We start from the raw sequence: 24,054 nt of genomic DNA, 5'->3' as shown, positions 1-24,054 counted from the left end.
AATGTTAGCAAATCATCTTAAAAACAAACAAGGGTTCCAGCTCTAATGAGCTGAAACCCTTGTTGTTCTAGTCCCTAGGACGGGGTCCAACCCGTACGAAGGTCACCCTTCGCAGGATTTTAAGTCTTGAAATAACCTTCTTAGTACCTTTTCTACACTACAGGATTATCGGGCAAAAAGCCTTTAGCCACGCGAGTTTAAGGCACTTTTTTGTGTTCCATGCTCTCAATGTTCGAGGATGGGATATGCAGCCATGTTAGCAAGGATTGGTTTCACTAGATCCTCACTGGCGTATACATAACCTGAGGCTTTAAGATACTCTCCTCCATCCTTTTTAGAGAAATGAATATCCATCGTATCCCGTCCGGCAGTACCAGGAATCTGCAATAGATTGGCTGCTTCGTTTGCTCCAATAATCTTATTATTGTAGATAGACCATGGATATGTATTTCTCATTCACTAGGTAATATTTTTTACCATCGCGCTTTTTCCATGAGGCGTTAATCTCCTTGGATAATTCATTAGCTTCAAGCTTCTCCGCTTTATATTCTGAGAAAGCCAGTTGTCCGAGTCCTGGAATGGATATATGTCCCTTATAAAAAGGAGAATAGATTCCCGCGCTAGTTCAGGGTACGTTCTATCTGTCCAGGCAACACGCTGTCCTATCGCGATGAAGAATTCCTTTCCTTCTCCTGTTTAGCCTTGTTTGTATTGATTACATTCAAGAAGCTTGCGTGGCATACAATCGTGCATAAATGCCGCCGCTACGCAGCAGTTCCTCATGCGTACCCGTCTCGGCAATCTCTGTGCCCTCCAGCACGACGATCTGGTCGGCATGACGGACCGTCGATAGGCGATGGGCAATCACCAGTGTTGTGCGATCCTTCGATATTTCGTCCAGCGCCTGCTGAATCTCTTGCTCGGTCTTGGTATCCAGCGCCGATGTCGCTTCATCCAGAATGAGGATCGGTGCATTACGCAGAATTGCCCGTGCGATCGAAATCCGCTGCTTCTGCCCTCCTGACAATCGTACTCCGCGTTCACCAATCACCGTATCGTAGCCTTGCTCCATCTGTGCTATGAAATCATGCGCTTTCGCCGCCTTCGCTGCGGCCATCACATCTTTCCCGGTCGCATCCGCCCATCCATAAGCGATATTATCATACACCGTGCCGTCAAACAGGAAGGTATCCTGCAGCACCATCGAGATATTATCACGCAGGCTGGAGAGTGTCACATCACGAATGTCGATGCCATCCACTTGAATTGAACCGGTCTGCGGGTCGTAGAACCGGTTAACGAGACTGGCCAATGTCGTCTTTCCTACACCGGTTGTACCTACAAGCGCCACCGTCTTTCCAGGATCAATAGTCAGGTTCAGCCCTTCTAGTACAGGAGCACCATCCGGATATACGAATGTGACATTCTGAAAGGATATCTGTCCTTGTATACGCGGCAAATGGACTGCATTTCGCTTCTCCTGTATGTCTTCCTCCTCTTCCAGCACATCATATACCCGTTTAAGACCAGCGGCAGCTCGCCCGGACATTTCCACTAAGCCGGAAAAGGACTTTACCGGTTGATAGAACATACCCAGGTAGGCGATGAATCCGATGATATCAGCAATACTTACCTCGCCTGTTGCCATCAATCTGCCGCCTAGTATCACGACAAGCACGGTACCCAGCGCGGTCACAAATGCCAACAACGGCACAGAGGTCTCATAGAACAGACTGGCGCGCAAATAGGTCTTCGTATGTTTCATAGCCAGACGAGCAACGTTGCCCCGCTCCTCCTCCTGCCGATTGAAAATTTGGATTTCCTTCATGCCCGACAAGTTCTCCTGCACCTTGCCAGCAATTTCTCCCCGCGCCTTGGAATTCTCTCCCCATAGCGGTGACAAGCGTTTGCTTTGCCATACCGTGATCGCAAGCAGCAACGGAATTGTGATCAGACTGATCAGTGCCAGCTTCACATTGATCGTCAAGAGCAGGATGCCTACTCCAATAAAAGTCAGCCCGTTGATTATAAAGTCAGGAATGGCATGGGCAATGTAAATTTCCGCTTCCATCGCATCATTCACAACGCGCCCGGTTAAGTCACCCGTCCGGCTTCGATGGAAATAGCGCAGGCTCATTTGCTGATACTTGCTATATAATCTTGTTCTTAAATCTGCCACATAGTGAAGTGCCGCATAATGGTTCATATAGCCGGCCAGTGATGTTCCGATGGCTTGCAGACAGGTGGCTCCAAGCAGCAACAGACCAATCTTCAGCGCTTCCGCGGCAAACCGGCTGCTGCCTTCGGTCGCCAATTGGGTCAACGAGCGGAGCGCCCAAGGCAAATAAAACCCGGCAATCGTGGCCATCACGATACCGGCAAATCCAATGCCTAACTGCAGCCAGTATTTCCGTGCGCCCATCAGGACACGCCATGCGGTTCTCATGTGGCAATCGACTCCTTCTGTTCCTCAGCTTGCAGGAATCCTTGATCTGCTGCTTGGTCTCTACGCTTATCACGCAATAGCTCGTACGTCACATACACCGGCCGCCCTGTTCGCGGTTCCAGCATAATTTCGGCATCAATAGCGAACACCTCACGCAGCGTCTGCACCGTCATTACACGCTCTGGCGAGCCATGCTCCACCACCTGGCCCTCACGAATCGCCACCATATAGTCGGAGAAGCGCGCTGCCAGATTCAGGTCATGCAGCACCATCACAATCGTCACCTGCTGACTGCGATTCAGTTCATAGAGCAGTTCCAGCACTTCGAGCTGATGCGCCAGGTCCAGATAAGTGGTGGGTTCATCCAGCAGGATCAGATCGGTCTGCTGGGTGAGCGCCATCGCAATCCATACGCGCTGACGCTGACCGCCAGAGAGCGTATCGACCTCACGATGCTCAAACGCTGTAAGCTGTGTAACCGATAGCGCCCAGGTGACTACTTGCTTATCCTCTTTGGAGAGCTTGCCGAAACCCCGTTGATGAGGAAAACGCCCATAGGCGACTAATTGGCCGACTGTCAAGCCGCTCGGTGCGGTTGGCGTCTGCGGCAGAATCGCCATCTGCTTGGCGACTTCCCTGGTGGACAGTGTGCGGATATCGGCACCATTCAGATAGACCGTACCATTATTCGGCTTGAGCAGCCGGCCGACTGCCTTGAGTACGGTTGATTTGCCGCAGCCATTGGGACCAATAATCGAGGTGATCTGTCCACGCGGAATCTGCAAATCCAGTTCTTTGACGATAAGTGTGTCATTATAGGCAATATCAATTTGCTCTGCTGTAATACTTTCCATGACGTCCTCCTAATTGGCCTTCGCTAGTAAATAAAGAAAGTACGGAACACTGATGACCGTAATAACGATTCCCGTCGGCACATCTCCCCCCAGGTTAACCGTGCGCGTAATCGTGTCAGCCAGCACCACGACTAATCCGCCGGTCAGGCTGGCAGCCGGAATGAGTAATTTGTGATCAGGCCCGACCAGTTTCCTTGCCATATGCGGAGCAATCAAACCAACGAAGAAGAAGCTTCCGCCAACAGCCACACTGCCAGAGGATAAAGCAACAGCAGCGATCGACAACCCCAAAAACTGCCGCTTCACGGAAAGTCCCAGCCCTTCTGCCGTTTGATAGCCCAGATGGAGGGTGTTCAGCATCCGGGACTTGTAGAAAATATAGCCGATTAAAATCAAGACCCATGGTGCCAGTACGGCAATATAGCGCCAATCAGCGCCCCACAAGCTCCCCGCCAGCCAATTCAGCATGAAGTCCATCTGCGAATCATCCAGCTTGAGTGTCAGGAAGGTGGTCAGCGCCCCATACCCGCTTCCGAGTGCGACCCCGGTTAAGATCAGACCGATTGGCGAGAGGTTTCGCCCACGGTGATACGATAATAAGAAGATCAATCCCGCCGCCAGCAGACCGCCAACAAAGGCCAGCAGCGGCAGGGCAATGAAGGAACTTTTTCCTGCCGATGCGATGAATACTACGAAGAACAGGACAAACAAACCCGATCCTGAACTAATCCCCAGTGTCCCCGGACTAGCCATGTCATTGCGCAGCAAACTCTGCATCACGACCCCAGCCGCGCCCATTCCCAGACCTACCAAGATCGACAGTACGATTCGTGGCATTCGAAAATCGAACAGGATCAGATTTTGCTTGCCGGTACCGTTTCCAAGGAGGACATTCAGCACTTCTAGCGGTGAAAGATTCATCTTGCCGGAATTCATGCTAATGACAGCAAACATAAGGATAAGCACCATAAGCACTACATTGACGAGGATACCCCGTTGCACCGTATAACGCTGCTTGATCATTCGAATTCCCTCCTTTGCCTGCGGGCCAGGAAGAGAAAGTACGGCACACCAATGATAGAAAAAATAATACCAATCGGTGTTTCGAACGGCCTATTGATTAAACGGCCAGCCAGATCGGCCGATACGGTCAGCAACGCACCATATAGCGCCGCAGCCGGAATAATGTACCTGTAGTCGACACCGACCATGTATCGTACAATATGCGGGGTAATCAGACCCACAAAACCGATTGGGCCAACCACGACAACAGCCAATCCAGTCAGCACGAGCACGGTAATTGTCGACAGCCCCTTGACCAGTCCGCTGCGAATACCGAGTCCACTTGCCACATCATCTCCCAGACTAAGCAGAGTAACAGAAGGAGCCAGCGCCAACGCCAGCAGTACACCTCCAGCAAATAGAGGAGAGATAATCAGTAATTCCTCCCACTTGGCCCCGGCTGTACTGCCTGCGGTCCAGAATGCCAAGGCCCGGCCCAGGTTGTAATTGATCGCCAAATACTGACTGAGTGCGCCAAACAGCATGGAGATGGACAGCCCTGCCAGCACCAGCCGCTGAGGTGTCATCCCGCGCTTGCCCAGTGACGCGATGAAGTACGTGATCCCGGTCGCGAGCGCTGCTCCCAGACAAGCAAACAGCATCATCTGCCCATACGAATACCCCGGTAGGAAGGCCAGGCACAGCGCAATCGCGAATGCTGCCCCGGAGCTGATTCCCATCAGCCCGGAGTCGGCCAGCGGATTACGCGTTGTCCCCTGCATGATCGCACCACAAACCGCAAGGCTGCACCCGACGATCAGATCGGCTACAGTACGCGGAAGACGTAGGGTTTGAATAATTTGATGTTCAGTGAGCGTTGGATCAAACCGGAAAATAGCCTCCCATGCAGTCGCTAACCTCATGTCAGCGGCACCAAAGCTAATCGACGCCGCTGACATGAGAACCGTTAATCCAAGCCCTACCACCATGTACATGGTGAAGTTCACCGCCCCACGACGATTTTGTTCAGGCTTGTTTTTCATCGTATTTCCAGATCCCCTTATTTAGCTAATGCCAGCAATTGATTGACAATATGATCGATCAATGCACTGGAGGTCATTATATCCGTGGACCAAGATAGCGATGAACCCACCGTTACAATCCGGTTATGTTGCACAGCAGGTAGTGATTTCCAAACTGCATGATCAGCAGGAACTTCCGTATCTCCTAAGGCGATTAAATAATCCCCCATGTAAGCGGGCAAGACCTCCATAGAGATCTGTCCCCAATATTTATCTGCGTCAATAATATCAGATTGAACTTTTGACGGTGCCTTCATTTGAAGCTGATTATACACAAGCTCGCCAACCGCATGTTTGGCTCCAGCGATGGAGTTCGTTTTATCACCGAATTCTCCCATCGTAATCGTCACGTCTGCAAGGCCTGCATTCTTAAGGGATAGCTTCGCTTCTTCGATTTTGTTAGCATAAGCACTCAAAACAGCCTCAGCCTCTTTCGGCTTATTCAGAACATTGCCAATAAAATGGATACGCTCTTCTGTAGTCATATCACCATAAGGGACATAAATGGTCGGGGCAATTTTGGATAAATCCTCATAATTCTCTTCGCCCCATGCTAATATGATCAGATCAGGCTCAAGAGCCATGACATCTTCCGGCTCCATCTTTATGTTAATTGAATCTTTAATCTCGTTAGAATACACCGCCTCTGTCTCACCCTTTGTCGCTCTCGCCACACCAAGAGGAGTTACACCCAAAGCTACCACATCACCAACCAGATAATCGACTACAACACGCTGAGGGTTGCCAGGCACCTCAACATCGCCCTTTACTGTAGATATCGTTCTGGTCTGCGAGACTGCTTCTGAAGCCTTCGTCTCCTGTACTTCCGGTTGTGTCGTCTGCCCGGTCTCCGCAGACGGATTCACCGTTCCCCTATTATTCGCTGGCGTCCCCGACGTACATGCCGTCAGCAACAGCATCAGGCTCATCGCCGCCACAAAGATCATTTCTTTACTTCGTACTTGTCCAAACATGCTTGATTCCCCATCTCTATAAGACTTGACTAGACTCGCCAGTTCCCTCTCATTGTAATGAAGATGAGAATCATTATCAATACCATCAACCTGCATGGATGGTGCGTTTATTTTCCGGTAATCACTCGGCGTCATCTTGTAATACTTCTTAAACATCCGAAACAGGTTCTTCTCATCAGCAAATCCAGATCCTGTTGCTATCTCTTTAATGGTTGCCTCTGTATACTTCAAGTCATGACAAGCAGCTTCAATCCTTTTCTGAATGAGGTACTCCTGTAAGCTCATCCCTTCCTTCTTTTTGAACAACCGCGTTAATTGCCCGCCACTGATCCCAAACATAGCGGCAATATCCTGGAACATAATCGGCTCCCGGTAATGTTTATCTAGATATATTTTGGCAGAACTGGCTGGAAAGGGCTGGAGATAGCGAATCTCGCCCCCCTCAAAATCTCTATACACCCTATGGATCAATTGATATAGAAACCCTTTGGCCTGAAGCTGATCCATCGCCTTGCCGCGGTTCCAGTCATTCAACATTTGTTGAAACCAGTCGAGCAGCAGAATGGGATTACTTGGTGTATAACCAAACTGCTGAACAAATGGATTGACTTGCTCCAGTAATTGCTGCAGGTGCTTTTTGTGGAAAAGAGGGGATTCCGCTTTATAAAAGACCATAAAGGTCTTCACACTCTCCCTTTTAGGCCAAATACTGAGCAGGCTCCCCTTCCCGCCATGAACTAGACCGAAGCGTTCCATTCCGAATGTCGTTTCATTCAGTTGAATTTGCGCTTCCCCTCCACAGGCATAGATAAACATGCTGCTAGGCATTTTATACTGCTCCAAAGGGTATGCGGACGCTAGATTCTCAAAGCGTACATCTATTAATGTAATGATCGAACGTGTCCAAATGCGGGCCATCGTATCGATCATCTCTGGTGTAAATATCTGTCTAGCTTCTGCTTCTTCTTGCATCAATCCGCGCTCCCTCATCTCACTTGTCCCAATTGATATACCGACCCTAAAATGATTTTGATTATCATTATCATAATACTCAAGGTAAGTATATCATCATTAAGTGACATTGGGGGAGCAGACAACGGACGTTATGCTTTGTATTCCAAAGCATCTCAGGTAGCTCTGACGAATTGTTACAAAAGAAATATCCATTTTGTCTACAAATATCCAAATGTTTAAATTGATCGCAATTTGTATTGCTGGTAATGTTTGGAGAGAAAGGAGGACATTCTGTTTGTTTTTTGTAAGCGCTTAACTAAATAATGAATGAAATGAAGGAGGATTACTCGAATGCATGTGAATGAATGGAAAAGAGCCAAAACACCCTTTATTCTGTTTCTGTCCCTTCTGCTGATTGTCCTGTCCTATGGAGGATCTGGCTCCAAGAGCTATGCCGCTCCGCTCAGTCTCCTTAACGGGATTCAGTTCAAGGATACTTCAGGCAATCCGGTTAATGCGCATGGCGGTGGAATGATCAAGTCTGGCAGCTATTATTATTGGGTTGGGGAGAACCGGGATGGAACGAACTATGTATCACTTTACCGTTCAACAGACCTGAAGAACTGGGAATTCCGCGCGAATATACTATCCAAGAGCAGCGCCTCAGAGCTTGCAACCGCCAATATCGAACGCCCCAAGCTTCTTTATAATGCGGCAACCGGAAAATATGTGCTATGGGCGCATAAAGAAAACGGGGTAGATTACGGAGAAGCAAAAGTCGCTGTTGCTTCAGCCTCCAATATCGAAGGTCCGTATACGTATCAAGGCAGCTTCAGGCCTCTTGACTACGATTCCCGTGATATGACGGTATACAACGATAACGGCACCGCTTATCTGATATCAGCCACAAGGGTGAATGCCGATCTTAACATTTATCGTCTGACTCCAGATTTTCTGGGCGTGGAATCACTGGTCCAGACCCTGTGGGCAGGCTCATACCGTGAAGCTCCTGCTATGTTCAAGCGGGGCTCTACCTACTTCCTGATCACTTCCGGCGCAACAGGCTGGACTCCTAACCAGCAGAAATACGCAACCGCTTCCAGCATAAGCGGAACCTGGAGCGCCCTCTCCAATGTCGGAGATTCACGCGCTTCCGAGTCACAAGCCGCCTATATCATTCCTGTTGAGGGTAGCTCATCCACGTCCTATCTATATATGGGTGACCGCTGGGCCGGAGCCTGGGAGCGTCCCGCCAATGAATCCAAATACGTATGGCTGCCGTTGACATTCCCTTCATCGACCACCCTCTCCATGTCATGGTACCCGCAGCTTAACATCGACAGTGCAGCAGGAACGGTCGCAGGAACTCCTTTCACGGTAGACAGCAGCCTCACGTATGAGCTGATTAACCGCAAAAGCGAAAAGGCTTTGAACATTAGAGCGAGTGCAACAGCAAATGGTGCAGATGCCGAACAATGGACTGATACTAACTTACCGAGTGAACGTTGGACGCTGATCGACGCTGGCGACGGGTACTATAAGCTTAAGAATACCAACAGCGGATTGATTCTTGGCCCTGAGAATGGCAATACGACCGATGGAACAGTCATCGAACAGTGGTCAGACGGGGGTTGGACCAGCCAGCACTGGCAGCTGATTGATGCGGGCGGCGGCTTCTTCAAGCTGAAGAACCGCGCTACCGGCAAATTGATAGACGTCTCCTCCGGCGCACTCACCGACGGTGCCAATGTGATTCAATGGAGTGACAACAACGGCTTGAATCAACAATGGCAAATCGTTGTGGCCAATTAATAAATGGTGCTGCTTCCTTCTCCAAGCGTTGTGGTCTCTATGATTGATCGCGTGGTAGCGTTCACGGAGCGTCCATTCAAGTCCACACGTTGATCTTTCTCAAAAAAAAGAGGCGTCACAGAAGCCATTACATGACTTTTGGGACAGCCTCTTTATTAAAGCCCTATTACTATAGCCCTATATGGTTCGTGGAAAAGCCTTCTGTGGACTCGCTGTTACTGCATTATCTTTTTGCTCTGCTCCAGAAATTTCTTGTTGTTCCCCTGAAGCCAGAGATCAGGCTGGCGACTAACCCAAAGCCGTAGACTACCGCTCCGAATCCATAAGCCACTCCGTAGCCACCGAGATGATCAATCATCAACCCTGTCATTCCCGGACCCAGCATTTGACCTACCGCATAGAATATTGAGATAAGTCCGATGGCAGTTGGAACATACCGGGGATTGACTTGTTTCGCAGCCTTCAGCTGAATTAATGTAACCAGACCACCGATACTGGAGCCCCAAAGTACTGATGATAAGACGAACCCCGGAATACTGTGATTCAGAAGCGGGATGATATCCCCCGCCGCCGCGCAAGCCCAAACCAGTATAAACATCCGGTTTACACCAAATCGGTCGGACAGACTGCCCCAGACAGGGCCGCCTGCAATGCTGAAGATGCCAGCTATGGCGTACACCAGACCGGCAGCGCGGTCCGAAATCCCTTCAGCCAGCATATAACCAGATTGATATAGATTGGGGACAAGATATGCTATACCCACTAGAAAATAGAGTACAGCCACCTGCATCAATGCTTTATTTTTTAACCACTTCGGTTTGTCTGTCTCCTTCACGCTCCCTACAATCTCGGGGTTTCTCAGGATCAATAAAGCCGCGATTAGCACAACAAGTGAGATGACACCGAACCCTAACCAGACCGCACGCCAGCCTAGAACGGGGAATTGAGCGATTAGTAAGGGTACTAAAAATCCGCTTAACAGCATCCCGATACCTGCACCACTTAGCAACATCCCGAGGACGATTCCCTTCTTGTCCGGGAACTGGCCCAGCATGAGGGACATGAGCGGAGTGAACACCAGTGCACTGCCCCCTCCGGCCAGGAACATGAACAGAGCCACCCAAATGAACGAATATGATCCGGAAAGGCCAAACATGCTGATGACAACAGCACCACCTCCTGCCATAAGAACAGCTTTGCTACCCCAGCGGACAGCGAGTATGCCCGATAACCCGACCGAAGCCAGGTAGCCTAGAAACATGATCGTGCCAAGCATCCCTCCCTGTGAAATTGACAATCCGAGTCCGGCCTGCATATAAGGCAACACTATCCCATAGGCCATTCGCGCAAACCCTGTCGTGGTCACAATCATCAACATCCCGGTCAGTACAAACGGCCAGAAGGATGGGAGAGGGCCTGAATTGAAATTGGAATTGGAATCAGAACTGTATTGTGAGCGCACTTGGGCACTCTCCCTTCTGTGAAAATATGAAAATAATTATTACTATAGTAAGGTTTTTCTGACGGCACCCTCTACCCCAAGGTGGATTAAAATCCCCGTTTCACGGAGTCCATGAGATTCTCTGTAATTTAACCATCTGATTTCATGAAAAAGCCCTTCAGTGGGTTCTGAAGGGCTTTTTCTATGCCAGGCAAGTTCAGTTGCTTGTGAAGAGAGTAAGTTAACCGATAAGTTAACAATCCGTTTTAAATACAAGCCTGTCATTACCATGTTATATCCGGGAAGAATTTTCACGTAGTAATGCGCTGGGATTTACCCCGAATTTCTTGCGGAACGCCTCGGCAAAATGGCTTGGATTCGAGTAGCCCACTGCGCATGACACTTCAATGACGTTGGACTTGCCGGCTTGAAGTAGCTTTAAAGCCTGCTCCATCCTCTTCTCTCGTAGGTATCCAAAGATTGTGTTGCCATACATTTCCTTGAAGCCCACCTTGAGCTTGTAATCATTCAAACCGACCATACGCGACAGCTGCAACAATGATGGAGGATTATCCATCTGCTCCAGGATTATTCGGCGCGCTTCGCCAACGCGCAGCTGGGTCTCTTGGCTAATCCCTATCCGTTCCTCTTTTCCTTCAAGAAAAGTGCGGAGCGCCAGTTCCAGGAGTTCTAACACCGTATACTCCAGCTCAATATTATTCATCGTTCCATCTCTTAGGCTTGCTGCAATGTGGTGAAGCGAAGCACTGGCGGAAGCTGGAGGCTTCTCCTGAAGCAACCGATACGACTTTCCTCCAAGTAGGCTGTTAAAGTCAGCCCTTTGCACTCCCCCGATGGAGGTCATAAAATGATGAAACACGCCGACAGACATCCCGATGCCCAACATTCGAAAGGATTGTGCTTGGCCTAGCTCCAATCTCGCTTCCGAGGTATTAATCAGTTGCAAACTCCAATTGGCAGGCATGAACTCCTGACGAGCGCCAGGTACACTTATCTCCCTGCTACCCTCATAACAATACCCAAACTCTACCATTGGCGCGAGTGAATCTAGGCGTATATCATGGTCCTGGTACAGCTTATAGTCTGACATAACCATCTCCAACTCAGAGCGTGGGTACAATCGAAGAATCTGTCCTATTCCTGTCGTAGGATGAAGCATATGGCTTGAACTTCCGGCTTGATGACCTACTTCAAGCTTGTCAAAGAAATGATTGAAATTATATTGAATCGAATTGTTCATAATTAAGCACTCCATGTGTTCTCTATATGATAATCATTCTCATTGTAATGAATAATTATCTTTTTGTCGAACTCCCATTCAGAATCACGAAGTGATGTACGAATCAACCGCACCTGCACTTGTTCCGGATTCCGTTCCAGAAACCTCTGAAATAAAAAATACCTAAACTCAAATAGGCAGAATTCAACTGCACTAAATGAATTTAGGTATCGCCCGTTTGTGACGGTTACAATCCCAATAATTCAGGAATCGAGTTAGCTCAACTTATCAATGTTGAATGCTTATTGACGTACTACTGTTTTAAGCTGCACAAGCAGCATGGACAATGCCTCTTCCGTAAGTTCTCCACCTGTAAACGGAATTAATGCCCTCAGAGGCATATACTTCATTGAGGCCTGTATCATCTCCCTAGAAATGGCGTCAGAGGATGCACTTTCGGCACTCTGTGGAGCCAATCCTTGAAGTTGGTCCAAGACTGCTAACGTCTTCGGATTCGAAAGCAATTCACCAAGGGCAGTATTCCGGTCATATGTCGGCACGATCTCCTCTGAAGTGGATACCACATGGAGCTTCGTCTGCAACGAGATGTCCCGCGAAGAGGAGCCTATTAGAATATCGAATTCTCCGCTCTCCACATGCCACGCTGTACGTTCAACACTGTAGTAGGCAAAACTGCGCTTGTCCAAGGTAAACGAAACGGTTGTTTCTTCTCCCGGTTCAAGAGCTACTTTGGCGAAGCCTTTAAGCTCTTTCTCAGGGCGGCTAACCTCAGACTCACAGTCATGAACGTACAACTGCACCACTTCCTTGCCAAAGATAGAACCCGTGTTTTTCACATTTACGGTGACGGTGAGCGTTTCGGTATCCTTAATTTCCGTCTGGCTCACTGTTAAGCCGGAGTATGCAAATCGGGTATAGCTTAAGCCGTAGCCGAAAGGAAATAAAGGTTCAATATCCTTCATGTCATAATAGCGATAACCGACATACACCCCTTCCCGGTATTCGACACGGTCTCCATCGCCAGGGAAGAATAAATAGGACGGATTATGCTTCAATGATTGCGGGAAGGTCTCCGCCAGTTTGCCGCTCGGGTTGACATCTCCAAACAGCAGGTCAGCGATGGCTCCACCAGCTCCCTGACCACCCAAATAACCTTCCAGAACAGCCTTCACCTCACCCAACCACGGCATGAGAATAGGTGCTCCGTTGCATAGAACCACCACCACGTTAGGCTGAACTGCAGCAATGGCAGAAATAATCTCCTGCTGATTGACCGGTATATCCAAATGCGAACGGTCATATCCCTCTGATTCATAGCGGTCTGGCAAACCTACTACTAGTACGGCCACATCTGCAGCTTCTGCAGCCTTCACTGCTTCATCCAGCATAGACGGGTTCGTATCATCTGAGCCCTGATCGTAACCCTGCTTAAAAGAGATCGAAGCTTCAGACCCTGCGGATATCGAAATTTGTTCATAAATACTGTCCAACTGTGTCGGTCTGATATGAGAGCTGCCGCCACCTTGATATCTCACCTTCGTAGCCAGATCACCGATAACCGCAATCCGGCCACTTTTTCTCAATGGGAGAACTTGATCCTCATTCTTGAGCAAGACCATTGATTCTCCCGCAACCCTTCTCGCCAGCTTATGATGGGCTGTCCGATCATAACTAGTACCCTCACGCCTGGAATCGGCTGCTTTAAAGATGACATTCAAGAGCCTTTCCACAGCCAGATCAAGCTTCTCTTCTGATAATTCTCCTTGATTTACAGCTTTTATAATTTGCTTAGGTCCTTCGCCGTTAGAAGAAGGCATCTCCAGCTCCATACCGGCTACAACACTTGGCACAATTTCACTAACCGCAGCCCAATCGGAGACCACGATGCCTTCATGTCCCCATTCTTCTTTCAGAATCGTGGTCAGCAAGGTTTCATTTTGGGAGGCATACGTTCCGTTGACCTTGTTATAAGAGGACATCACCGTCCAGGGCTGAGATTGCTTTACCGCCTTTTCAAAACCGGTCAGATAAATTTCTCTTAATGTACGATCGTCGACAATGGCATCTGTTGTCATCCGCCGATGCTCCTGATTATTGACGGCAAAATGCTTCAGGGATGTGCCTACTCCCTGGCCTTGCACTCCTGCAATGTGTGCTGCAGCCAGTTCTCCCGTCAGGTAAGGGTCCTCCGAGAAATATTCGAAATTACGTCCGCAGAGTGGGGAACGCTTGATATTGACGGCAGGTCCAAGGACGACCGCTATATCTTCAGCCTGTGCTTCCTTGCCGATGGCTTCACCTACACTCTGTACCAGATCACGATTCCAGGAGCTCGCCAGACCAGCAGCGGAAGGGAAGCAGGTAGACGGCACACTCTCATTAAGTCCCAGATGATCCGGTTCTCCCGCCTGCTTGCGGAGACCATGCGGACCGTCGGTTAATGTAATAGATGGAATGCCCAATCGGTCTACGGCTTTTGTTGACCAGAAGTTGGACCCGGAGCACAGCTCCGCTTTTTCGGTTAAGGTCATGTTACTTACTATCTTTCGAATATCACGTTCCACTAGTCTCTTCACTCCTCAATAGTTAGTTAGGATTTTGTCCGGAATATATGATGGATTTGCTGATAATTTTGGCATTTAATTAATTTCTGAACCAGATTAGCATCATCCACTACTCGGACGAGAAGATCATACATAGTAGTCAAATCACCTGCCTCGCCATCTTTTGCGATACACAGCAAACAGATGAATTGTACAGGCTTTGATCCCCAGTTTACTGGCTTTTGCAGTGTACAGATCGCCCAAAAAGTATGTTCAGTTTGAGGTAAAATAGGATGTGGGATAGCTACGCTATTCCCAAATGAAGTTGGTGTCACCTCTTCCCTCTGCACAACAAGATCATAAAAATCCGTTCCAACCAGCCCCTTGTGCTGTAACTGATCACAAAGGAACCGTAAAACCTCTTCGCGGGAATTGAAATCGCAGGAAACAAATGTTAAATCTTCCTGCAGATAGTCCATATCGTTGTCAGAAACACCTGTAATAGCCTGTTCAATCCTCATTAAATCACCATTTCCAAGCAGTGAATTAACAATAATGACCGGAACAGAGATATCAAGAGCTATGGGAACCGTACTGATAATCAAATCAATGTTATCCAGATCCGTGTGAGCCAGCTTATAATATCCGATCGTGTCCACAATATCCAGCCGAACTCCAAATTGAATACGCAATTTATGAAATAATAATCTGGCACTGCCCACACCAGAACTACACACGATGATACAGCGCTTCGGTGGATAAGATTCCCTCCTGCGTTCCATAGCCGCTCCAATGTGCAATGCCAGGTAACCAATCTCATTCTCAGAAACATGACGCCCCATCTTCTGTTGAATAACCATTCCAGCGATTACGCCACCTTGAAATGCTAATGGGTAGGTCGATTGGATGGATTCCAGCATTGGATTACGCAAGCTCATTCCATAGCGAATTCTATTAAGAGCAGGCCGAAGGTGTAGACACAGACTCTTCAGCAGTTCTGGATCACCGCTTATGCCAAGCTTAAGCTTGGACTCGATAGCCTTCATAATATCCATTGCATATTGATAGGTATCTTTATCCACCCAACGAGTAATCTCCCGTTCATCCGTTCCCACTGCGGATAACAGTTTGGTACCAAGCAGATGCATTGTGATATACGTTATCTCAGTCTCTGGAAATTTTAGAGACAATAACTTTTCAATGTCAGTAACGATGGTTCTGGCAGCCTCGTATTCCTGCTTTTGTTCCATGAAATGATGCTCACCCGGTAATTCAATGATATTATGATCATTTTTAATCCGTTGACAAGCAATGGCAATATGAATAATCAGGTTGTTGAGTCCGGTGTCCGACAACTCTACACCGTAGTTCTGTACGTGCTTTGTGACCGAAGATCGAATGACGGTAAGATCATGTTCTAGAAATGAGAACAAATTAACGTACATAGAATCGGAATGACTGTTCTCGCGGTCAAATAAAAGTTCAGACATTCCAAACCGTATTTTCATTTCATCACCGCGTATTCTTAGCCCGTGATGAGGTTTTGCTTCAACCGTAATATGATAAAGTTCAAGCTTCCTTTTAACCTCCTTGAGGTCGTTCTGCAAGGTGGATTTGCTAACATACATCATATCTGCCAATTCTTCCGAGCGAATGTACCCATTAGCAGTAAACATCAGATGTATAATTTTGTTAACTCTGTTATCTGGATTTGCATAATTAACGGGCTTCTCATCCCGAAGTTGACCTGCCAACCATTCGCGAAACAGCGAATCATCTTGAATTCGGAGCTGATACCCTATCCCGTGGACTGGCTCAACCTCTGCGCCATGTTGTTTCAAAATACGGTTTAGGGAATGGATATCGCTCCGGGTAGTCCTGGAAGTAACATTGTTTCTTTCCGCTAAAAACTTACCATTAAGCGGAGCATCCGCAGCTAGCAGTAGTCGGAGGATCGTCGTTTGCCGTGCATCCATAACTATCCCTCCTTGCAACATATTATCTTGCCTCACTCTTCCCTTAGCCTACCCCGGTTTTACAATTATCGGGACTGGGCGGCATTGTAAAAAAGCAGTGGATCTCTCCTAACTAGAGGCCCACTACTTGATTAAACAATTAAAGTATTTCTCCATTGGATTCAATCACTTGTTTATACCACTCGAAGCTTTTCTTTTTAAATCTCGCCATTGTACCTTGTCCTTGATTATCTTTGTCCACATAGATAAATCCATAACGTTTCTTCATTTCACCCGATGAGGCACTTACAAGATCGATAGGTCCCCATGTCGTATATCCAAGCAGTTCAACTCCATCTGCGATGGCTTCTCTCATTTCCACAATATGCTTGCGTAAATAATCAATTCTATAATCGTCGTTGATTACATTACCTTCTTCTACTTCATCTACTGCACCCAAGCCATTTTCAACAATGAACAGCGGCTTTTGGTAACGGTCATATAAGGTGTTCATTAAAATTCTCAGGCCCTTTGGATCGACCTGCCATCCCCAATCCGAAGATTCCAAATAAGGGTTTTTAACAGCTTGGAGTACGAGATTACCATCAGCTCGATCCAAATCTTCCTTAGATGTGGTAATGACCAAGCTCATATAATAACTGAAGCCGATGAAGTCAACGGTTCCTTCCGACAGTATGCCTAAATCATCCGATTCCATTCTAAGGCTCACATTATTTTCTTTATACGTACGATTCATGTAACTCGGATAATATCCTCTGGCTTGAACGTCACTGTAGAACAGTGAAGCTCTATCGAATTTCATGGATTCAAAGACATCGTCGGGATTGCAGGTGTAGGGATAAGACACCATTCCTGCCAACATGCCTCCGATTTTAGCATCAGGAATAATTTCATGACAAGCCTTAACCGCAAGCGCACTGGCAACCAGCTGATGATGCGCGGCCTGTGCCTTAATCTGTTCCTTATGCTCCCCTTCTGCATAAATGATTCCTGCACCGGCAAAAGGAGCATGTGCTATTACATTGATTTCGTTGAAGGTGATCCAATACTTCACCTTTTTTCCATACCTTCTGAATAAGACTTTGGCATACTTTTCGTAGTAGCCTATAATTGCCCTGTCTCTCCAGCCTCCATATTTGTCAACCAAGCTGAGCGGCATCTCATAATGTGAAATGGTTACAATCGGTTCAATGTTGTACTTTAAGATTTCATCAAATACATCATCATAAAACTTCAGGCCTTCCTCATTAGGCTCGCTCTCATCACCGTTCGGGAAAATTCTTGACCAGGCTACTGACATTCGGAAGCACTTAAAGCCCATCTCAGCAAACAAGGCAATATCCTCTTTATATCGGTGATAGAAATCAATAGCTTCATGATAGGGATATATGTTTCCTTCAACAACGGACAGTTTTTCCGGAATTTTGCCCATAATACCATTCTCCAGAACATCTGCTGTCGACAAGCCTTTCCCGCCTATATTATAGGCACCTTCCGTCTGATTGGCCGATATTGCTCCTCCCCAGAGAAAGTGTTCAGGAAATTTGTTTTTTTCGTTCATTGCAAACACCTCTAACTTCCATTTATTTCTTGTAATCTTCGATTAGCTTTAATGCAAAATCCAAAACCTTCTCACCGTTCATCATGCCATAATCCATAGTGGGGATTACCGCAACAGGTATTCCTACAGAATCACATAGCTTCTTAGAACTTGCTAATTTGAAGCCTATTTGCGGACCTAATAACGCTACGTCCATGTTCTCTAATTGTTTGGACATCTGGCCTTCCGACATCGCTTCAATATTAACTTCCAATCCTTTAGTCGCTGCCGCTGCTCTCATTTTGGTAACCAGCATGCTTGTTGACATCCCTGCCGAGCAAAATAACTTAATAGTTGTCATTAGAACTCTCCTTAATATTTGATAACAATATTGTCCAATAATCCCGAAGGCTGAATTTCTTCACCGTAAGAAAAGTAATCCCTAAGCTGCTTATCCAACGTATTCGTTACATCCACGCATATTGTATTCATTCCTGATTTAAGAATATTGTGGGCTTCAAAATGATAAGGTGGACAGATCCTGGTGCCAATAAATGTGCCGTTTATAGTGACATCAGCTACTTCAAACACTCTTCCCAAGTCCAGGATGGCTGCGTTAATATCTTGATCCAATTGGACTTCAGTTTCATATCTGAATGTTCCCGAGAATTTAGGCAAGTACTTGGTTAATGATAAATTCTCCAGCTGCTCCATGGTGAACGCTTCTCTAAAATCAGGATATTCCTGAGCATTTGCAATACTTACCTTATAGGGTGAGTCAACTACCTTCACTTTATGACCAATTATAACTTCTGTACCTACAATACTTGCATCAATCTCTCCCAACACATAGACAAATGATTCGTATGGAGACAATACAAGCGGGAAGCTCTTGCCGTCATACTCCACTTTGGTGATCTTATTATTAAGAACATCAAATTTGTATATGGGCTTATCCGATTCAATCTTAATTGAGGTCTGAATCATATTCAACGGATCCTCATTAAAGAACATTAAATACTCTCCGTCCTCATGGGCAAAAGAAGCAAATCTCAAATAGGGTTCGGAAGTTGCCACCTCAATATGGTGTAACTGATTGGCTTTCATGTAATGAGACAGCTCATCCAGTTTTACTACTTCCACATGAGACATTTGATTGAGTAAATCTGTATTGCTGCTATTAAATAGTTTGCTAGGCAATGCATCTATGCAGATAATTCTCAGATGAGAATTTGCGGAAGCAATAATGAATTGAGCCAATTCCTCACTGATACATTCACAATAAGGGAGGATTAAGCACTGGTACTCATAGCCATTCACATGCAGATAGTTATCTAATACGGTAAGAAAGCTATCCTTGAATGTAAAGATATCATTAGGTAAAATATGAAAGTCAATCTGCTGCTGGGTCAGTACCCTTGCCGGTTTTTGCGTCAGCATGAAGTCTCCCGTCCATTCAGCCTCCGCATGATATAGAATGGCCGCAGTCGGTTTTCCTTTCGTTCCACTGAAGAGTGTGCTCATTTTATTGACATATTTCATTAAATCACCGAAATACCTGAATTGAGGATCATTTCCATTGGCATAGAAGTGTGGAGGGCAATCCATATCAGGAAATCCTTTCAGTGAGAAGGCATGTGGAACAAAATAACTCACTCCGCGGATTAAGAAATGATCCACGATCCACTTCATCATCTTCACGCCCTCGTACCAGCCGTAAGCGCCAAATACTTCTGCCATCGTTCTGCCTTTCTTCTTGGGATCAATTGCCCCTAGAGATGAGGCCATCTTCACTAAGGCATAATGGAAGAACTCGCTGTCCCACGTACCTCTGAATGTAGGATGTTCACCAGAATCCATTCCCGGAATCAGTTGATTCAGCACAACATCGACGCCCGCCATATCCTGCCCCGCCATCGCTCTGAACAGATGCCCGGCACCCACACCAAGTCTGGCATTGGAATCACGGTCTTCAATAACATGGCCCACATACTCAACATTGCGTTCCCTGCACCAATTCCCCAAGTTATCACTAAAGCACTCTTTGTACAGTGTGGTACAGATATCCATAAAGACATGTCTGATTTCAGGACTGCATGTTTCGTCATACCATAGAGAGGATAACTGTAGCAGGTAATCCTTACCCAATCTTAATTGCAACATTTCTTTAACCTGCCTGCTCCAGGGAAGCGGCATTAATTTACCAATCCTGCTGTCATTCCGTACTCCTTTTTCATTCATAAATCCAGGCTCATCCGAGAAGAATCCCGCAATTGTTCTCCCGAATTCTTCTTTATACCGTTGGTAGTGTGGCTCATATACCGCTTCAATTAATACATCGCAGGATTCTTTGTCCACCATATTAATATAATCCGGATTATAATCCACTTTCCTGGACTCATAGAGTAGATATACTTTCCATGAACCTGCGGGAATATTAAAGTAAATTATCTCATCATCGATTTGATCCTTCAGATCAATGATTTTATCGTCTTGCTTGGCGTAAACAGCGATTAATCGGGCAGTGGGATCGAATATATTGGCTGTCATAACCCCGATGCTATCCTTGGGTCCAAAGACTTCGACAACCCGGTGTGTCAAGAGTGTTTTTAGCCTGTCGGGATACTTCTCCTTAACCAGACCATTCGCATAGCCTGTCGGGAAGTGTGAGTCATCCAGTATCCAAATCTTCATATTCAACCGTTTGGCTTCTCTAACGATAATATCCAGATCAGCCCACCATCTGTCACCCATAAAATCCGGATGAGGTCTTGATTCCAGACAAACCGCACCAATATGGCTGTCATGAATTTTTTGCATGTAATCCACTAGTACTTCTTCTGACTCTCCATGCATCCAAAAAAATGGGAAAATAAAATTTTCGAATTTATTAGCATAAATATCGCCTATTTTATTCATTTCCCCACCTCCCTCCACTTATCATCACTCACATGTAGACCTTATTGAGCTGCCATCTCAGCAGCGGATTCTTCTTCAACAGCTTTTTTATCCATTATTCTAAAGAACGGATAGTATATGACCAATGACAGCAGGACTCCGAACACCTGGTACAACCCTAACCTCCAGCCTCCATTAAAGAAGCCTTGAAGCACTAATGGTGTGCCCATGGGCGCCCCGATTCCATTCGAAATTGGCAATATTCCGATCGTAACTAAAATGTATGCCAGCCCGATTAGCAATACAGGAGTAAATACAAATGGAATAAACAGTAACGGGTTCAACATTACAGGAAGCCCGAAGATTACTGGTTCATTTATATTAAAGAGAGAAGGAATAAGCGCCATTTTGCCAAATACTTTATATTGCTTTGATTTAGCTTTAAAGGTCAGCCAAATCACTAAACCAATAGTTGAACCGGCACCACCGATAGTAGCCACTGCACTTACCCAGTTAAGAGTTACAATATTGGGCAAATCCGCATTGGCCACGCCTGCAGCAACGCCAACCATATTCTCGGCATCAAGTGCTGCCCAGATTGGAATCACCACTGACATTACTGCCATGCCATGAACCCCGAAGAACCAGCACAACCCAATCAATACATACACCAGCAATGCAGCCCAGATACTGGATCCAAGACCTGTAAGAGGAATTTGAATCAGTTTATAAATGATTTGATGCATGTCCCCGAAGCTGGTTAAGGATAGCAGATAAGAAATAGCGGCAAAAAGCATGCCAATAACAATACCCGGAATAATGCTTACAAAGGATTTGGATACAAATTCCGGAACCCCTTCAGGCATTTTAATCGTTATATTCCGGTTAATAATCAATACATACAATTTGGAAACTACAATAGCAACGATCATTGCGGTGAATAAGCCCTTTGGCCCTATCCAATCCAACGGCAAATTCGTAACTGCCATGTAGCCCTCTCCTGCGACTGTCAATGGAGTAACGATAAAAAAGCACATGAGGCTGATTGCACCTGCTGAGAATCCATCTTTATCTTCATTTGAGACATAGGAATAAGCAATGGAAAATGCTGCGTATACCCCCAGCATATTTGTTGTAACGTTGAGCAGAGTGTTAAATACTCCTTTTAAATTAGAAGACACTAAAAAGTTCTGATAAGCATCGAATGGCAAACTGCTCAATATCGTTGAAAAAGCACCCATCATCATGATTACCATCAAACCCATAAGACCTTTAGAAACCGATTGCAAAGCTTTGTTCGAAGATAATTTCGCTGCAAGCGGAACGACCATTTTCTGTAATATCCCTAAAAATCCGTTCATACCTGACCCCCATTAAAATGTTTAGGGAGCCTTTAGCTATCGCATAAGGCTAACCCCGAATGATCCTGACTATCTATTTCTTGTTAACCTCATACAATTCAATAAATTCTGCAGCCAGATCTTTGACAGTCATAGCATTCATCAGATGGTCCTGGGCATGTATCATTAGAATCGTGATCTCCTGCTTACTTCCTCCTGCTTCCTCCTGAATTAGACCCGTTTGAATTTTATGAGCCATTCGCAAAACATCCGAAGCTTCCTGCAGCATTTTTTTGGCCGCAATAAAATCATTAGTTTTCGCCACTTGAATCGCTTCCATCGCTTTACTTCTAGCTTCTCCAGAATTGGCAATCAGCGTCATAATCTTCTCCACGTATTCCATTCCATCACCTCTGCGTTTTTTCTCTCTTATCTGTCTTGCTGTCCTTGTTACAAGGTAAGTATAATTTGATACCGCTTTCAATTGAACCCATTCTTTTTCACCTACCTGGGGGAAAAAGAATGGCATTGCTTTGATTCCCCGTTTGCAACTATGCGTACCACAGCAAAGCCAGAGAAGGCATCATCTCCATTCCAATACTCATGGATATAATAGACTTTACCTGCTCTTACAGCAGGGTGCTCCTCCCAGCCAGGCAAGCCTTGAAGCTCCATCAATCTCCGCTGCCTCATACAGCGATGGATCAATCCCGGCCAAGGCTGCCAGAAAAATGATTGTCCACCTGTCGCGACAACCCCGGATATAAAAGCGGCAGGTAACTTACAGTCTGCACGAACCTTAAAAAATACATGCTTGACCTAGCTAAGCAACACACTCTATCAAATCCGCCATCAATGAAAACGTTATTCTTTATAGAGAATACAACGTGGATTTAGCCAGTATAAATAACTTATGGTTGAACACAAAGCACTTTATAAATGAAGGAGATTTGGAAGGAGCGATTTTCAGAGGAGGCATCTATATTCAAATATGGGTTTCGCTTGGGAGTAGGCATCATGGTAGAGGTGTTAACCGGGGAAGAAGTGCTAGCCAATGAATTGAGTATCTTTCCTGACAAAACTCAGTAATTAACAGGATAAATCCTGTGCACTAAATAAGTGTTCTACATATACTTTTGAAAGTAATCCAAATAAAAAAACCTTGATTTCTCAAGGTTTTCATTCTAGTGCCGAGGACGGGGGTCGAACCCGTACGAAGGTCACCCTTCGCAGGATTTTAAGTCCTGTGCGTCTGCCTGTTCCGCCACCCCGGCATGTTGTGTGCGCGTTATACGCGACAAGAAATATAATATCACGTATCTGGAGGATACGCAATTGCTTTTTGTAAGTATTTCTGCATAAGCAGCAAACAGCCCGCTCAGCCGAGACTGACACGGGCCTTTTGCTCGTCTTACCGAATCGGATCTGGTCAGATCCGTTCTGCCCTGCGCTGCTCAGACTAGTGGCGGTCACGCTCACCGGTTCTGCTGCGCATGCCGGCCAGACCTAGGAGGCCGACGAGACCGAGCCAGCCCCAGTTGGAGCCGTTTCGGGTGTTGCTTGTGGTGGTTGTGCTCTGTGCCCGGTAGCGGCCCGTTGTGTTATTGTTGGACAGCGGGGAGACGGAGCTGTTGTCGCCGGTACGGATTTTGTCCTTCATGATGGATTCGGTCTTGTGCATGGAATCTCTGGTCTCGTTCATCATGGTATTGCCCCGGCTGTCCATCATCCGGTCATCCATATTGCGCATGTTCATGTTGCCCATCCGGCCGTCAGTAGTCGTACTGTTCATGCCCGGAGCGGAGGTGCTCATAACGCCTGGAGTGGTAGTCATCATACCGCCGGGTGCTGCGGAGATGCTCCCTGCTCCGAGCAGACTCATGGACAGGACCGTACCGCAGGCAAGACTTGTGATCAGCTTGTTCAAAATG

General features: G+C 46.6%; 16 protein-coding genes and 1 tRNA gene. 1 reads left to right on the top strand and 16 read right to left on the bottom strand.

What is annotated here, in order from left to right; all coding sequences use genetic code 11:
* Positions 1-721 precede the first annotated feature (721 nt).
* The 5 genes from MKX42_RS10260 to MKX42_RS10240 are packed head-to-tail and all read right to left on the bottom strand — an operon-like array spanning position 722 to position 7,330.
* Positions 722-2,446, bottom strand: coding sequence for an ABC transporter ATP-binding protein (locus MKX42_RS10260; RefSeq protein WP_340752398.1), 1,725 nt, complete (start codon positions 2,444-2,446; stop codon positions 722-724).
* Entirely contained in the window at positions 2,443-3,300 is an 858-nt protein-coding gene (locus MKX42_RS10255; RefSeq protein ID WP_340752397.1) for an ABC transporter ATP-binding protein, read from the bottom strand. The genes MKX42_RS10260 and MKX42_RS10255 overlap by 4 nt, the downstream gene beginning before the upstream one ends.
* A 9-nt stretch (positions 3,301-3,309) precedes the next feature.
* Entirely contained in the window at positions 3,310-4,323 is a 1,014-nt protein-coding gene (locus MKX42_RS10250) for a FecCD family ABC transporter permease (RefSeq protein WP_340752396.1), read from the bottom strand.
* Complete coding sequence (locus MKX42_RS10245; protein WP_445669311.1) at positions 4,320-5,345, bottom strand: FecCD family ABC transporter permease; 1,026 nt, start codon at positions 5,343-5,345, stop codon at positions 4,320-4,322. Before MKX42_RS10245 ends, MKX42_RS10250 begins: the two co-directional genes overlap by 4 nt.
* Positions 5,346-5,362: 17 nt before the next feature.
* On the bottom strand, positions 5,363-7,330 hold the full coding sequence (locus tag MKX42_RS10240) for an AraC family transcriptional regulator (protein WP_340752394.1): 1,968 nt from the start codon (positions 7,328-7,330) through the stop codon (positions 5,363-5,365).
* 324 nt (positions 7,331-7,654) lie between these two features.
* On the opposite strand from MKX42_RS10240, the gene MKX42_RS10235 reads away from it, so the two are divergent.
* Complete coding sequence (locus tag MKX42_RS10235) at positions 7,655-9,124, top strand: RICIN domain-containing protein (RefSeq protein WP_445669370.1); 1,470 nt, start codon at positions 7,655-7,657, stop codon at positions 9,122-9,124.
* Positions 9,125-9,347: 223 nt separating this feature from the next.
* Here the strand turns inward: MKX42_RS10235 and MKX42_RS10230 are convergent, their stop codons facing one another.
* The 11 genes from MKX42_RS10230 to MKX42_RS10180 form a co-directional block, all read right to left on the bottom strand.
* Complete coding sequence (locus MKX42_RS10230) at positions 9,348-10,496, bottom strand: YbfB/YjiJ family MFS transporter (protein ID WP_340757654.1); 1,149 nt, start codon at positions 10,494-10,496, stop codon at positions 9,348-9,350.
* A 361-nt stretch (positions 10,497-10,857) separates the two neighbouring features.
* Complete coding sequence (locus MKX42_RS10225; protein ID WP_340752392.1) at positions 10,858-11,826, bottom strand: helix-turn-helix transcriptional regulator; 969 nt, start codon at positions 11,824-11,826, stop codon at positions 10,858-10,860.
* A gap of 281 nt (positions 11,827-12,107) precedes the next feature.
* Positions 12,108-14,390, bottom strand: a complete 2,283-nt coding sequence (locus MKX42_RS10220) for a glycoside hydrolase family 3 C-terminal domain-containing protein (protein WP_340752391.1) — start codon at positions 14,388-14,390, stop codon at positions 12,108-12,110.
* Between the two features lie 26 nt (positions 14,391-14,416).
* Positions 14,417-16,345 (bottom strand): BglG family transcription antiterminator, encoded by a 1,929-nt coding sequence (locus MKX42_RS10215; RefSeq protein WP_340752390.1) that lies wholly within the window; start codon positions 16,343-16,345, stop codon positions 14,417-14,419.
* A gap of 139 nt (positions 16,346-16,484) precedes the next feature.
* Complete coding sequence (locus tag MKX42_RS10210) at positions 16,485-17,906, bottom strand: 6-phospho-beta-glucosidase (RefSeq protein ID WP_036724174.1); 1,422 nt, start codon at positions 17,904-17,906, stop codon at positions 16,485-16,487.
* 22 nt (positions 17,907-17,928) lie between these two features.
* Positions 17,929-18,246, bottom strand: a complete 318-nt coding sequence (locus tag MKX42_RS10205) for a PTS sugar transporter subunit IIB (RefSeq protein ID WP_076076075.1) — start codon at positions 18,244-18,246, stop codon at positions 17,929-17,931.
* An 11-nt stretch (positions 18,247-18,257) separates the two neighbouring features.
* Complete coding sequence (locus MKX42_RS10200; protein ID WP_340752389.1) at positions 18,258-20,804, bottom strand: hypothetical protein; 2,547 nt, start codon at positions 20,802-20,804, stop codon at positions 18,258-18,260.
* 41 nt (positions 20,805-20,845) lie between these two features.
* On the bottom strand, positions 20,846-22,144 hold the full coding sequence (locus MKX42_RS10195; RefSeq protein WP_340752388.1) for a PTS sugar transporter subunit IIC: 1,299 nt from the start codon (positions 22,142-22,144) through the stop codon (positions 20,846-20,848).
* Positions 22,145-22,217: 73 nt separating this feature from the next.
* Positions 22,218-22,526 (bottom strand): PTS lactose/cellobiose transporter subunit IIA, encoded by a 309-nt coding sequence (locus tag MKX42_RS10190; protein WP_036724220.1) that lies wholly within the window; start codon positions 22,524-22,526, stop codon positions 22,218-22,220.
* Between the two features lie 785 nt (positions 22,527-23,311).
* Positions 23,312-23,397: transfer RNA gene (locus tag MKX42_RS10185), tRNA-Leu, on the bottom strand.
* 185 nt (positions 23,398-23,582) lie between these two features.
* The gene (locus MKX42_RS10180) at positions 23,583-24,050 is read right to left on the bottom strand and encodes a WGxxGxxG family protein (protein ID WP_340752387.1); all 468 of its coding nucleotides are present in this window, start codon (positions 24,048-24,050) and stop codon (positions 23,583-23,585) included.
* Positions 24,051-24,054: the final 4 nt, after the last annotated feature.

The organism is Paenibacillus sp. FSL R7-0204, assembly GCF_038002225.1.
In the GTDB taxonomy this organism is placed as follows: Bacteria; Bacillota; Bacilli; order Paenibacillales; family Paenibacillaceae; genus Paenibacillus_AQ.
Note: the sequence above shows the minus strand (reverse complement) of the source record. Positions and strands in the feature narration are given on the sequence as shown.